The 11,984-nt window shown below is 65.7% G+C and carries 13 protein-coding genes; 4 read left to right on the forward strand and 9 right to left on the reverse strand.

What is annotated here, in order from left to right:
* Position 1: 1 nt before the first annotated feature.
* Positions 2 to 1,156 carry a heme A synthase gene (gene ctaA / locus ACFQ2S_RS16660; RefSeq protein ID WP_386076159.1) on the forward strand — a complete coding sequence of 385 codons (1,155 nt, stop codon included), beginning with the start codon at positions 2 to 4 and terminating at the stop codon, positions 1,154 to 1,156.
* Between the two features lie 3 nt (positions 1,157 to 1,159).
* Entirely contained in the window at positions 1,160 to 2,632 is a 1,473-nt protein-coding gene (locus ACFQ2S_RS16665; RefSeq protein WP_386076161.1) for a carboxypeptidase M32, read from the forward strand.
* Positions 2,633 to 2,636: 4 nt separating this feature from the next.
* Here ACFQ2S_RS16665 and ACFQ2S_RS16670 read toward each other — a convergent pair whose 3' ends face one another.
* The 8 genes from ACFQ2S_RS16670 to ACFQ2S_RS16705 all read right to left on the reverse strand — a co-directional run bounded on the left by ACFQ2S_RS16670 (position 2,637) and on the right by ACFQ2S_RS16705 (position 9,732).
* The gene (locus ACFQ2S_RS16670) at positions 2,637 to 3,026 is read right to left on the reverse strand and encodes a hypothetical protein (protein ID WP_386076163.1); all 390 of its coding nucleotides are present in this window, start codon (positions 3,024 to 3,026) and stop codon (positions 2,637 to 2,639) included.
* A gap of 40 nt (positions 3,027 to 3,066) precedes the next feature.
* A complete protein-coding gene (locus tag ACFQ2S_RS16675; protein WP_386076165.1) occupies positions 3,067 to 4,080 on the reverse strand; it encodes a hypothetical protein in 1,014 nt (337 codons plus the stop codon).
* Positions 4,081 to 4,188: 108 nt separating this feature from the next.
* Positions 4,189 to 5,484, reverse strand: coding sequence for a branched-chain amino acid ABC transporter permease (locus tag ACFQ2S_RS16680; RefSeq protein WP_386076167.1), 1,296 nt, complete (start codon positions 5,482 to 5,484; stop codon positions 4,189 to 4,191).
* Complete coding sequence (locus tag ACFQ2S_RS16685) at positions 5,481 to 6,491, reverse strand: branched-chain amino acid ABC transporter permease (RefSeq protein WP_089233990.1); 1,011 nt, start codon at positions 6,489 to 6,491, stop codon at positions 5,481 to 5,483. Before ACFQ2S_RS16685 ends, ACFQ2S_RS16680 begins: the two co-directional genes overlap by 4 nt.
* Positions 6,491 to 6,838: a hypothetical protein gene (locus ACFQ2S_RS16690; RefSeq protein WP_386076169.1), complete on the reverse strand. Its 348-nt coding sequence runs from the start codon at positions 6,836 to 6,838 to the stop codon at positions 6,491 to 6,493. Before ACFQ2S_RS16690 ends, ACFQ2S_RS16685 begins: the two co-directional genes overlap by 1 nt.
* Positions 6,838 to 7,554 carry an ABC transporter ATP-binding protein gene (locus tag ACFQ2S_RS16695; protein WP_089233992.1) on the reverse strand — a complete coding sequence of 239 codons (717 nt, stop codon included), beginning with the start codon at positions 7,552 to 7,554 and terminating at the stop codon, positions 6,838 to 6,840. Before ACFQ2S_RS16695 ends, ACFQ2S_RS16690 begins: the two co-directional genes overlap by 1 nt.
* A gap of 73 nt (positions 7,555 to 7,627) precedes the next feature.
* Positions 7,628 to 8,419 (reverse strand): ABC transporter ATP-binding protein, encoded by a 792-nt coding sequence (locus ACFQ2S_RS16700; RefSeq protein WP_386076171.1) that lies wholly within the window; start codon positions 8,417 to 8,419, stop codon positions 7,628 to 7,630.
* A gap of 134 nt (positions 8,420 to 8,553) precedes the next feature.
* Positions 8,554 to 9,732: an ABC transporter substrate-binding protein gene (locus ACFQ2S_RS16705; protein WP_386076173.1), complete on the reverse strand. Its 1,179-nt coding sequence runs from the start codon at positions 9,730 to 9,732 to the stop codon at positions 8,554 to 8,556.
* A 172-nt stretch (positions 9,733 to 9,904) separates the two neighbouring features.
* Here ACFQ2S_RS16705 and ACFQ2S_RS16710 point away from each other — a divergent pair, with 172 nt between their 5' ends.
* Both ACFQ2S_RS16710 and ACFQ2S_RS16715 read left to right on the forward strand, forming a co-directional pair.
* The gene (locus ACFQ2S_RS16710; RefSeq protein ID WP_386076175.1) at positions 9,905 to 10,333 is read left to right on the forward strand and encodes a hypothetical protein; all 429 of its coding nucleotides are present in this window, start codon (positions 9,905 to 9,907) and stop codon (positions 10,331 to 10,333) included.
* A gap of 43 nt (positions 10,334 to 10,376) precedes the next feature.
* Complete coding sequence (locus ACFQ2S_RS16715; RefSeq protein ID WP_386076177.1) at positions 10,377 to 10,766, forward strand: lysozyme inhibitor LprI family protein; 390 nt, start codon at positions 10,377 to 10,379, stop codon at positions 10,764 to 10,766.
* A gap of 6 nt (positions 10,767 to 10,772) precedes the next feature.
* Here the strand turns inward: ACFQ2S_RS16715 and ACFQ2S_RS16720 are convergent, their stop codons facing one another.
* Positions 10,773 to 11,789, reverse strand: coding sequence for a GlxA family transcriptional regulator (locus tag ACFQ2S_RS16720; RefSeq protein ID WP_386076178.1), 1,017 nt, complete (start codon positions 11,787 to 11,789; stop codon positions 10,773 to 10,775).
* Between the last annotated feature and the right edge of the window lie 195 nt (positions 11,790 to 11,984).

Here is an 11,984-nt window from a genome sequence, read left to right on the forward strand (position 1 = left end):
CATGGCCGCCAAGCGCAGCATTTTCGAAGAGGTGAGCGAGGAGAAGCCGGAGGCGCAGAAGGCGCGCCCCGTGCAGACCGGCGTGATCGACAAGGCCCGCGGCGGTGCGCGGCGCGCGATCCGGGCCTGGCTCATCGTGCTCTTCGCCATGGTGGTGGCGATGATCGTCGTCGGAGGGCTGACCCGCCTCACCGATTCCGGGCTCTCGATCACCGAATGGGCGCCGGTCACCGGCGCGGTGCCGCCGCTGTCGGAAGAGGCCTGGAACGTCGAGTTCGAGAAATATCAGCAGATCCCGGAATTCGAGCTCCAGAACAGCGAGATGACGCTCTCAGAGTTCAAGTCGATCTACTGGTGGGAATGGGGGCACCGGCAGCTTGGCCGGGTGATCGGCCTGGTCTGGGCCGTGGGCTTCCTCGGGTTCCTGGCGGCGCGCAAGATCCCCGTCGGCTGGACCGGGCGCCTGGTGTTACCGGGCGTTCTGGGCGGGGTCCAGGGAGCGATCGGCTGGTGGATGGTGTCGAGCGGGCTCGGCGGCGAGATGACCGACGTCGCCTCCTACCGGCTCGCGGTGCACCTCGGGCTCGCCTTCGTGATCCTCGGCCTGATCGGCTGGTACGTCATGATGCTCTCGCGTCCGGAGCGGGATCTCATGCAGGCGCGGCGCCAGAAGGAGGCGAAGCTCTGGGGGCTTTCGACCGGGCTGCTGCATCTCGTCTTCCTGCAGATCCTGCTCGGTGCTCTGGTGGCCGGGATCGACGCCGGCCGGGCCTTTCCGACCTGGCCCCTGATGGCTGGCGGCGTGCTGCCGCCCTTTCCCTTCGAGATCGAACCGGTCTGGCGCAACTTCTTCGAGAATGCCGGCCTCGTGCAGTTCATGCACCGCACCCTGGGCTACATCGCTTTCGCCTTCGCGATCTTCGTCTGGGCGCGCAGCCGCCGCTCGGCGCATCGCCGCACCCGCAGGGCGTTTGACTGGATGCTGGTGATGGTGTTCGGGCAGGTCGTGCTGGGTATCGTCGCAGTGCTGACGCAAGCGCAATGGCACGTGGCAATCACCCATCAGCTCGTCGCCGTTGTGGTCTGGATGCTGATCCTGCGCGGCCGGTTCCTGGCTGGCTATCCGGTGGCCAGCTCCGTTCGGGAAGGGCTCTGATCGATGTCCGCCTATGACGCGCTGATGGCGCATGCCCGCGAGACCGAGGCGCTGAAGCAGGTGCTTGGCAGGCTCGGCTGGGATCAGGAGACGGTGATGCCCGCCGGCGCCGCGCCGCAGAGAGCCGAGGAGATGGCCGCGCTGGAGACGGTGCTGCACGCCCGCAAGGTCGACCCGCGGGTGAGCGCCTGGCTGGCCGCGGCCGAGCCCGCGGACCCGGTGGCCGAGGCCCAGCTGCGAGAGATCCGACGCGAGCATCTTCGGGCCACGCGCGTACCCGCCGATCTGGCCGCCGCTATCGCGCGCACCACCAGCTTGGCGCAGGGCATCTGGGCCCAGGCGCGCGCGAACGACGATTTCGCCGCCTTCGCGCCGACCTTGTCGGAAGTGCTGAACCTGCGCCGCCGCGAGGCCGAGGCGCTGGCCGACGGGGGTGACCTGTACGACGCGCTGCTCGACGATTACGAGGCCGGGGAGAGCGCCGCGAGCCTGACCGCGATGTTCGACGCCATGCGCCCCCGGCTCGTGGCACTGTGCGAGGCCGTCCTCGAGAAGGGGGAACGGTTCTCCCGGCTGGACGGGCATTTCGACGAAGCCGCCCAGTTGCGCCTCGCCACCGAGACCGCCCGCGCCTTCGGGTATGATTTCGACCACGGGCGGATCGACAAGGCGGTGCATCCGTTCTCGTCGGGGCAGGGGCTCGACTCGCGCATCACCACGCGCACCGACCCGGCAGACCCGTTCAACTGCCTCTATTCGACCATCCACGAGGTCGGCCACGGCTGCTACGAGCAGAACGTCAAACGGGATTTCCTTCTGACGCCGCTCGGCGCCGGGGTCTCCATGGGCGTCCACGAAAGCCAGAGCCGGATCTACGAGAACCAGCTCGGCCGCAGCCGCGCCTTCACCGGCTGGCTGCATGGCCGGTTCCGGGAGTCCTTCGACGGCTTCGGCGTGGAAGATCCCGAGCATTTCTACGCCATCGTCAACGCGGTACGCCCCGGCTACATCCGCACCGAGGCCGACGAGGTGCAGTACAACCTGCACATCCTGATGCGTTTCGACCTTGAACGCGCCCTTGTCGGCGGGGACCTTGAAGTCGCGGATCTGGAAGCGGCCTGGAACGACAGGTTCGCCGAGGATTTCGCACTCCAGGTGGACCGCGCCTCCAACGGCGTGCTGCAGGACGTTCACTGGGCGGTCGGGCTGTTCGGCTATTTCCCGACCTACACGCTCGGCAACGTCTATGCCGGCTGCCTGTTCAAGGCGCTGAAACAGGACGTGCCCGAGTGGGAGGAGGCGCTGGCCCGAGGCGACGCCACGCCGTCGACCGGCTGGCTGCGCGAAGCGGTGCAGCAGCACGGCGCCCTGATGACGCCGCGCGCGGTGATCGAGGGTGCAACGGGCGAGCCCATCTCGGTCGCGCCGCTGCTGGATTATCTCGAAGCGAAGTTCGGTGGGCTCTACGGCCTCTGACAGGTCAGTCGAGCCCGAAGGACGCCGGGTTCACACGGAGGGTCTTGCCAGTGCTGGAGACACGCATCGGCACACCGGTGTATCGCTGGCCTGTCGACACATGGCGCAGAAAAACCTCTCCGGCGTCGGTCTCCACGGCAAAGACCTCGCCACCGGCGCGCACCGTGGCGCCCCCCGCTCCGCCGGCGTCGGCGACGGCTGCGATCTCCGCTGTGGTCAGTTCGATCGGGGTGCCGATGGCATCGAAGCGATAGATGATCTTCGGATCGCCATGCCACGTCGGCGCGATCACCGACGTCACATCGCCATCGGAATCGCGTGAGGAGGCCAAGGCCGGGACTGTCGTGGCAAGGGCGATGCCAACGGCGAGGCTGAAGGAAAGGGGTTTGTTCATTGCAATTCACTCCATCGTAAAAGGTTGTGTGGCCACAAATTCAGAACCGGGCCAAAGTCATGCCTGCCGATCCGGTCAGGCGCGGGCCGTCGCCACTGTTTCCGGTCAGGTCTCTGATGCCGAACCTAACAGAAATCCCCGTACCCGGGATGAGAATTGCACCTCCGACGGTGAGATTCCGCCCGTTCCAGTCGGCCACGAGATTCGCGTTCGGATTCAATGCCATCGAGATTGCGCCGAAGACGGCGGTGGCGCGGTTCGGCTTGCCCTCCGCCAGGTCGCGCTCGGTCATCTCGGCAAACCGGCCCGAACCAACGCCCAGCGTCGCCACGCCAGCAAAGGGCAGGGCGGAATGCTCGGGGTCGAAGGCCCAGCTTCCGACGCCGTAGTAGCTTTCCTGCCCGTCGGTCTCGGCGACGGCCAGGTTCTCGCCTCCCACGGCCACGGAAAGCCCGTCCCAGAGGTAGCGGCTGACCTGGAAGGCGGCGGAATAACGATCCGTGTTCCCGGGATCTGACAGGTCGTTGACCGCGAGCCCGAGCGAGACGCCGACGGTCTCGAACGCGTTGCCGAAGCCCACGCCAAGGGACAGCCCACCGTCCGGCTCGTCAGTATAGGGCACCCGGCTCACCCCGCCGATGCCCACCCCGAAGGATAGTCCGCCGCGCTGGTTGGAGAAGATCGCCGGGCCGTAGCCGGACGGCACGGTGAGCGTCTGGGCGGCGCCATTGGGCAGAGCGACCTTGTTCGCGCGGTAGAGATCGACCACGGCGCGGGATTCGACCTCGGGCGAGCGTCGCAGCGCACGCCTGAGTTGGCGCTCCGAGCCGATGTCCAGACCAAAGGCAAAGCGTCGGGTCTCGGCGTCGAAGGTCATCACGCCCTGCTCAACAAGCCCCTCGACATCCGCCACGGGGAGCGTGAAGCCGGCAATCGTCACCGCATCGTATCGGCCGTCCCCGCGCAGACCGTCCAGATCTGCGGTCTGTGCCGCTGCAGGGCCGGGCAAAAGGACCACCCCTGCCGCCAACGCCATCAATGGAAACCCGCGCATCCTCGAAATCCAGCAATCGAAACTGCGCCCGTTACAGCACATCCCCGGGCGCAGGCATAGCCTGCGCCCGTTCCTGTCGTCTCGCAGATACCCGGAGCCTTGCCCGCGCTACTTCTCGGGAATGAGCCCGCGCGGGCTGAATCTCAGCACTAACAGCAAAACGACGCCCATGGTCAGCAGCCGGACATGCTGCACGGAATCCAGCAGGTGGCTCTTCAGGCCGGACCCTTCGGGTAGGGGCAGCGTGAGCAGGCCCATGATCGCGCCGCCGATCGGTTCCACCTGGATCCAGAGCCACCAGATCAGGAAACCGCCCAGCACCGCACCCCAGTTGTTGCCGGAGCCGCCGACGATCACCATCACCCAGACCAGGAAGGTGAAGCGCAGCGGCTGGTAGGTGCCGGGAGTGAGCTGGCCGTCGAGCGTGGTCATCATCGCGCCAGCCATGCCGCAGATCGCCGAGCCGATGATGAAGATCTGCAGGTGCCGGCGGGTAACGTCCTTGCCCATGGCCTCGGCCGCGGTCTCGTTGTCGCGGATCGCCCGCATCATCCGACCCCAGGGCGAGTTCAGCGCCATCTGGGTCAGCCAGATCAGCACCAGCAGCACCACGGCAAAGAGTCCGGCATAGAGCAGCTTGACCCAGAGCGAGGAGGCCGTCGCCGGATCGAGCCCGAGCCAGGTGGCATTGGCGACGAAGTCGGGGTTCACCTGCAGGTCCACCTCGTAGGGGACGGGCCGGGGCAGGCCGACCACGTTCTTCACCCCGCGGGCCATCCAGTCCTCGTTCTTCATCACGGCGATGATGATCTCCGCGATGCCGAGCGTGGCAATGGCGAGGTAGTCGGAGCGCAGCCCGAGCGCCGTCTTGCCGATCGCCCAGGCGGCCCCAGCCGCGAGCAGCCCGCCGAGCGGCCAGGCCAGCAGGATCGGCAGGCCCACGCCGCCGAGATAGCCGGTGGAGGCAGGATTGACGGCCTCGATCAGGTCGCGCGCCGGGTCGAACAGCATCCGGTACAGGATGAACCCGACGAGGAAGATCCCAAGTACGGCAAGGCTGCGACTCCGTCCCTTGGGCATGCGCTTGTAGGTCAGCACCCCGGCGATGACGGTGGCGCCCCCCATCGCCAGCGCGGCGATCATGCGCAGCCCGCCAGCGGCCCAGGCCTCGCCAACGGGCGGCATGGACACCAGCACGGTCGCCAGACCGCCGAGCGCCACGAACCCCATGATGCCGACGTTGAAGAGCCCGGCATAGCCCCACTGGATGTTCACGCCGAGGGCCATGATTGCCGAGATCAGACCCATGTTGAAGATCGCGAGAGCGGTGTTCCAGCTCTGCAAGACACCGGTGCCGATATAGAGCAGCGCAACAAGGCCGAAGAGGAGGAGGTTCTTGTTCATACCGATTTTCCCTTGAACAGGCCGGTCGGCTTGAAAATCAGCACGATGACGAGGATCGCGAAGGACACCGCGAACTTGTAGTCGGTCGACAGGAGCTGGACGAGCCCGTCAGGCGCGAGGCTCTCGGGCAGCACGTAGGTTGCCACCTTCTTCCAGGCATAGGTCAGCATGACCTCGGAGAACGCAATGACGTAGCCCCCCGCGATGGCGCCCAGCGGGTTTCCGAGGCCACCGACGATGGCGGAGGCGAAGATCGGCAGAAGAAGCTGGAAATAGGTGAAGGGCTTGAACGCCTTGTCGAGCCCATAGAGCACGCCCGCTGTGGTGGCGAGGATCGCGGCGAGGATCCATGTAACGCGCACGACCTTTTCGGGGTTGATGCCCGAGAGCAGCGCGAGGTCCTCGTTGTCGGAATAGGCGCGCATCGACTTGCCGGTGCGGGTCCGGTTAAGGAACCAGAAGAGCGCGATCACCGCGATGATCGTCACGATGATCGTGAGCCCCTGCGAGGTCTTGAAGGCGAGCCCCTCGTCGAGACCGGTCATCTTCTTGAAGTCACCCGCCTTGATGATGAAGCGCTCGCCGTCGTTGAACTGCTGCTCGTCGACACCGATGATCACCCGCACGATCCCGTTGAGGACGAACATCACGCCCAACGAGACCATCACGAGGATGATCGGCTTGGCCTTCTGCTTGCGGTAGAAGCGGTAGACCCACTTGTCGGTCAACAGCATCATGCCGGCGGTGAAGGCGATGCCGATGGGAAGCGCGAGCAGAGCGGTCGGCAGCGGGCTGATCGACAGGCCCATTGCCTGGAAGGCCCAGGTAAAGAGGATCGTCACCATTGCGCCAAAGGCCATTGTGTCGCCATGGGCGAAGTTCGAGAAGCGCAGGATGCCATAGATCAGCGTCACCCCCAGGGCGCCGAGCGCGAGCTGGCTGCCGTAGGCCGTGGCCGGGATGATGACGAAGTTGAGAAGCGCCACGAAGGCGTTGAGAATATCCATTATTCCACCTCCCGGCATGTGCCGGAGTAGTTCACCATCATGGCGTCAGCTGCGCCGTGAGTGGAGAAACGGGCGGCATCGCCATGGATGGTGAGCATGGCCGGGCCGAAACCGCTGGCGAAGCGGATGAGATTGCCGTCGCCAAGCGCCGCCGCGGTGCCGTCGAAATCGCCATCGACGGCGGACAGACGTGCGATGTCGCCCTCGAGCCGGACCGTCATCTCATAGGCGCTTTCGGCACAGGCTTCGGTATCGAAGCATTCGCTGGTGAACTGGCACTGAAGTGTCTGTGCAAGGCTGGGCCCGGACGAGACGACCGCGGCAATGATCAAGGGCACGGCTTTCATCACGTGCCTCCCAGGAAGGTACGGCGCACTTCGGGGTCTTCCAGAAGGTCCTTGCCAGTGCCCGTGTGGGCGTTGCGGCCCTGCACGAGCACATAGCCCTTGTCTGCGATTTCAAGCGCTTGCCGGGCGTTCTGCTCCACCATCAGGATCGAGATGCCGGTGCGCGCGACCTCGATGATACGGTCGAAAAGCTCGTCCATCACGATGGGCGAGACGCCGGCGGTTGGCTCGTCCAGCATGAGCACGGTGGGCTGGGTCATCAGCGCGCGGCCGACGGCGACCTGCTGGCGTTGTCCGCCCGAGAGCTCGCCCGCGGCCTGGCGGCGCTTGTCCTTCAGGATCGGGAACAGCTCGTAAACCTGCGCCATCGTTTGGGAAATGTCGTCTTCGCGGAGGAAGGCGCCCATCTCGAGGTTCTCCTCGACGGTCATCGAGGTGAAGATGTTGTTGGTTTGCGGCACGAAGGCCATGCCCTTGCCGACACGGTCCTGCGGCGTGAGCGCGGTGATGTCCTCGCCATCGAGCCGCACCGCGCCTTCGCGGACGTCGAGCATGCCGAAAACGGCCTTCATCGCGGTGGATTTGCCGGCGCCGTTGGGGCCGACGATCACGGCGATCTGGCCCTTGTCGACCGCGATGGTGCAGCCGTGCAGGATGTTCGGGCCCTGGCCATAGCCACCCGACATGCGGTCGCCGATCAGGAAGGGTTCGCTCATTGGCTGCTCATTGGTTCGTGGGAGTGGACGCGCGCGGCGTCCCTGGACGGGAGCGGGTGCGGCGCGCGGCGGTTCATCCGGCAGCGGCCCCGGCCTTGGCCCGGTTCTTCAGGCCGGTCCCGAGATAGGCCTCGATCACGCGCTCGTCCTGCATGATCTCGGCGGCCTTGCCCGTGGCGAGCACCTTGCCCTCGGCCATGCAGATCACCGGGTCGCAGAGGCGGCCGATGAAATCCATGTCGTGCTCGATCAGGCAGAAGGTATAGCCGCGCTCCTCGTTGAGCCGGATGATCGCGTCGCCGATGGTGCGCAGCAGGGTGCGGTTCACCCCGGCGCCGACCTCGTCGAGGAACACGATCTTCGCATCGACCATCATCGTGCGGCCAAGCTCCAGGAGCTTCTTCTGGCCGCCGGAGAGGTTGCCGGCCTTCTCTTCGGCCAGGTGATCGATGGTCAGGAATTCAAGGACTTCGTCGGCTTTCTTGCGCAACGCGGCCTCTTCCTGGGCGATCAGGGACCGCTTGAACCAGGTGTTCCAGAGCGTCTCGCCGGATTGCCCGCCAGGCACCATCATCAGGTTCTCGCGCACGGTCATCGAGGAGAACTCGTGCGCGATCTGGAAAGTGCGCAGAAGCCCCTTGTGGAACAGCTCGTGCGGCGGCAGGCCGGTGATTTCCTCGTCGCCCATGAAGACGCGGCCCGAGGTCGGCGGCAGCACACCGGCGATGACGTTGAAGAGCGTGCTTTTGCCGGCGCCGTTGGGGCCGATCAGGCCGGTGATGGAGCCCTCGGCGATCTCGATCGACGCGCCGTCGCAGGCGTGGAAACCGCCGAAATGCTTGTGGAGGTTCTCGACCCGTATCATGGACTTTCCCAGGTTCTGCCCGACTGTCTGGCAGGTGGTCTTATGGCAGGCAAACGGCCCGGGGAAGGCCCGGGCCGCCTGTCGTTACGTCAAGTATGTCCGGACGGCAAGAGCGCCGCCCGGGACGCGAGGGATCAGCGGTAGCCGACCGTCTCGAACTTGCCGTCCTGGACGACGACCTCGCGGAAGTTGCCCGCGGATTCGCCGCCGCCGATGAACTCGACCGCGGTCGCACCGACGTAGTCGATCTCGCCGCCACCGGCCAGAATCTCGAGCCCCTTGGCCAGTTCACCCGGCAGGATCGGCTCGCCGGGGCCGTTGGCCACGTCCATCACCTTGTCCTTGTAGACCTTGGGATCGCTGGAACCGGCAGCTTGCATGGCCAGCATGATCAGCGCCGCGGCGTCATAGCTCTCGCCCGCGAAGATCGAGGTCGGGTCGAAGGCGTCGCCCACGACTTCGGCGAACTTCTCGGCGCCGGGGCTGTCGGAGCCCGGAAGCTGGCCGGCGGAGCCGTCGACTTCGCTGCCGAACTTCTCGACCGTGGCATCAGAGACCATGCCGTCCGGGAAGTGGAACGTTTCGAAGGCGCCGGTGTCGATCGAGGCGCGCACGATGCCCGCGCCGCCGCGGTCGGCATAGCCGGCTACCACGAGCACCTCACCGCCGGCGGAGGCCAGCGCACCGACTTCGGCCGAGTAGTCCGCCTTGTCGTCCTCGTGCGCCGCGACGATGGTCACGGTGCCGCCAAGGCCCTCGAAAGCCGCCTGGAAGCTGTCGGCAAGGCCCTTGCCGTAGTCGTTGTTGGTGTAGGTCAGCGCAACTTCGCCGACGCCCTTCTCGTTCAGGATCTCGGCCATCACCACGCCCTGGCGAGCGTCGGACGGGGGCGTGCGGAAGAACAGGCCGTCATCCTCGGCGGTCGACAGCGCCGGCGAGGTCGCGGAGGGCGAGATCATGACCATGCCGTTCGGGCGGGCGACGTTCTGCAGCACCGCGCCGGTCACACCGGAGCAGGCGGCGCCCACGATACCTTTCACGCCGTCGGAGGTGATGAGGCGCTCGGCAGCGGCAGTCGCGGCGGCAGCGTCGATGCAGGTCGAGTCCCCGCGCACCGGGGTCACGGTGGAGCCGTCGAGCAGCGCGCCGCTCTCGCTGACTTCCTGGATCGCCAGTTCGGCGCCTGCGCCCATGTTAACGGCCATGGATTCAATCGGGCCGGTGAAGCCCAGCAGCACGCCGAGCTTGATGTCTTCGGCCATTGCGGCAGGGGCGAGCATGGTTGCGGCACTCGCCAACAGCAATTTCTTCATTGGTGGTCTCCCAGTTGGATCTCTTGTCCGGTCGCCACGTTATGGGGCATTTGTGGAAATGGGAAGCGCCAGAGATCGCGGTGCGCGGGCTCCGGCAGAGGCGGAGGGTCGCACCGCAAGGCAGGAGTTGTCGCGCCACCCGGGACAGGGGCGCCGGAACTCGGAGGGAACGATGCGCCAAAAGATGTTCGCCGGCCTGATCGCCGCGACGGTTCTCCTGTCGGCCCTTCCGGGCGCGGGCCAGGAGCGCGTCTCCGTCTTCGAGGATTATGCCGCCTTCGACAGTTTCGTCACGGACATGGTCAACAGACGCGCTTTCGGTGCGCTCCTGCAACGGATGGGCGGGGGCGACCGACTGACGCTCGCGGACGTGCAGAGGATCACCGAGCAATCGCGTCAGAGCTTCCCGCAGGATTTCGAGAACAGCGACGTGCTCCGCAAGCAGGATCTTGGCAACGGTTTCTCGCAGGAAGCGCGGGCTTTCTGGGTCGGCGAGACCTATGCTTTCGTCTATATTCTGCTGCACGAACGCGACGACGGGCTGGTCGTCGTGAACTTCGCGATCCACGCGTCGCCGGCGCCGGTGCTGTCGATGTTCTGAGGCGCGATAGGGAGGGGGTTGGCATGGAATATGGGAGTGAGCGATGAGAACCTTGGCGTATGTGGCGGCCGCGACGGCCGCGCTGGCAGCATTTCCGGCGTCGGCCGGTCCAGACCTGGAATGCAATGGCTCGAGCCAGGTCGAGATCTCGCAATGCGTGAACACCGCGCTGGAAGCAGTTGATAACGCCGTTGAAGTTTCACTTGGCTTTGCAATGGGAGCGGCCGGTGAGCTCGACTCCGTCACCGGGCGCGCCAGTTCCGTTCCCGCGCTGGAAGCCGCGCAGGCTGCCTGGTCGGCCTATCGGGATGCCCATTGCGAGCATGTCGGCGCAACCTACGGCGGCGGCAGCGGCACAGGGATCGCCATCGCTTCCTGCCGGGTGATGCTCGGCCGGGACCGGGTCGAGGTGCTTCTCGATCTCGCCAACTAGGCGGCGTCAGATCGACAGCCGCGCCGCCTGCGCACCGCGCTCGCGATAGGGCGTGGTCTGGTAATGCGCCCGGTAGCACTTGGAGAAGTGACTGGGCGAGGTGAACCCGCAGGCCAGCGCCACGTTGATCACGCTCATGTCGGTCTGCATCAGCAGGTTGCGCGCCTTCTGCAGGCGCAATTCCATATAATACCGCTTCGGACTGCGGTTCAGGTAGCGCCGGAACAGCCGTTCGAGCTGCCGCGTGGACAGCGCGACCTCGGTGGCCAGGATCGACGGGCTGATCGGCTCCTCGAGGTTCTGCTCCATCATCTGGATGACCTGGCTCAGTTTCGGATGCCGCACGCCGATCCGGGTCGGGATCGATAGCCTCTGGGTGTCCTGGTCCGTGCGGATCGAGGAATAGATCAGCTGGTCCGCCACCGCGCCCGCCAGTTCCTCGCCGTGGTCGTCGGCGATGATCTTGAGCATCAGGTCGATGGAGGCCGTGCCGCCCGCTGTGGTGAACCGGTTGCCGTCCATCACAAAGACGGACTTCGTGAGCGTAACGTCTTCGAACTCCTCGGAAAAGCTGTCCTGGTTCTCCCAGTGTATGGTTGCGCGCTTGCCGTCGAGCAGACCGGCCTTGGCCAAGGTGTAGCTCGCCGTGCAGAGCCCCCCCATGGTGGCGCCGCGCCGGGCCTCGCGCCGGATCCAGTTCAGCAGCCGCTTGGTCGTCGCGCTCTGCACGTCGATGCCGCCGCAGACCATCACCGTATCCTCGCGGCTCACCTCGTCCAGATCCATGTCGAGCATGAACTCGACGCCATTGGAGCAGGCGATCCTCTCTCCGCCTTCGCCAGCGGTTAGCCAGGAATAGAGCTGCCTTCCCGACATCCGGTTGGCAATGCGCAAGGGCTCGATCGCACAAGCAAAACAAAGCATTGTGAACTGATCCAGCAGCACGAAGATGAACCTCCGCGAGCGCCCGGTATCCGTCGTGACCTCGACGACCGGCATGGGAGTGGTGTCGCTGGATTCCATGGGTCCTCTCGCAGCTTAGTTCCGGTATCGAAAACGGAAATCTCTGCCGCCGCAAGAGGTAAGGCCGTCCCGTGATGCTTCGCAAACGGCAACCGAACGAAAGTTGCGCCGCGCCCGCGCGTTAAGTCCGAACATTTCCCGTTTCCATCCCGGGACGTCTTGGATATACACCGCGGACTTACAAGTATCACACCC

Source organism: Tropicimonas aquimaris, assembly GCF_042676185.1.
Lineage (GTDB): Bacteria > Pseudomonadota > Alphaproteobacteria > Rhodobacterales > Rhodobacteraceae > Tropicimonas > Tropicimonas aquimaris.

Excerpts from the sequence above, each read along its gene's own strand:
- ctaA (WP_386076159.1), top strand. The coding sequence starts at position 2 with ATGGCCGCCAAGCGCAGCATTTTCGAAGAGGTGAGCGAGGAGAAGCCG.
- ACFQ2S_RS16665 (WP_386076161.1), top strand. The coding sequence starts at position 1,160 with ATGTCCGCCTATGACGCGCTGATGGCGCATGCCCGCGAGACCGAGGCG.
- ACFQ2S_RS16670 (WP_386076163.1), bottom strand. The coding sequence starts at position 3,026 with ATGAACAAACCCCTTTCCTTCAGCCTCGCCGTTGGCATCGCCCTTGCC.
- ACFQ2S_RS16675 (WP_386076165.1), bottom strand. The coding sequence starts at position 4,080 with ATGCGCGGGTTTCCATTGATGGCGTTGGCGGCAGGGGTGGTCCTTTTG.
- ACFQ2S_RS16680 (WP_386076167.1), bottom strand. The coding sequence starts at position 5,484 with ATGAACAAGAACCTCCTCCTCTTCGGCCTTGTTGCGCTGCTCTATATC.
- ACFQ2S_RS16685 (WP_089233990.1), bottom strand. The coding sequence starts at position 6,491 with ATGGATATTCTCAACGCCTTCGTGGCGCTTCTCAACTTCGTCATCATC.
- ACFQ2S_RS16690 (WP_386076169.1), bottom strand. The coding sequence starts at position 6,838 with ATGAAAGCCGTGCCCTTGATCATTGCCGCGGTCGTCTCGTCCGGGCCC.
- ACFQ2S_RS16695 (WP_089233992.1), bottom strand. The coding sequence starts at position 7,554 with ATGAGCGAACCCTTCCTGATCGGCGACCGCATGTCGGGTGGCTATGGC.
- ACFQ2S_RS16700 (WP_386076171.1), bottom strand. The coding sequence starts at position 8,419 with ATGATACGGGTCGAGAACCTCCACAAGCATTTCGGCGGTTTCCACGCC.
- ACFQ2S_RS16705 (WP_386076173.1), bottom strand. The coding sequence starts at position 9,732 with ATGAAGAAATTGCTGTTGGCGAGTGCCGCAACCATGCTCGCCCCTGCC.
- ACFQ2S_RS16710 (WP_386076175.1), top strand. The coding sequence starts at position 9,905 with ATGCGCCAAAAGATGTTCGCCGGCCTGATCGCCGCGACGGTTCTCCTG.
- ACFQ2S_RS16715 (WP_386076177.1), top strand. The coding sequence starts at position 10,377 with ATGAGAACCTTGGCGTATGTGGCGGCCGCGACGGCCGCGCTGGCAGCA.
- ACFQ2S_RS16720 (WP_386076178.1), bottom strand. The coding sequence starts at position 11,789 with ATGGAATCCAGCGACACCACTCCCATGCCGGTCGTCGAGGTCACGACG.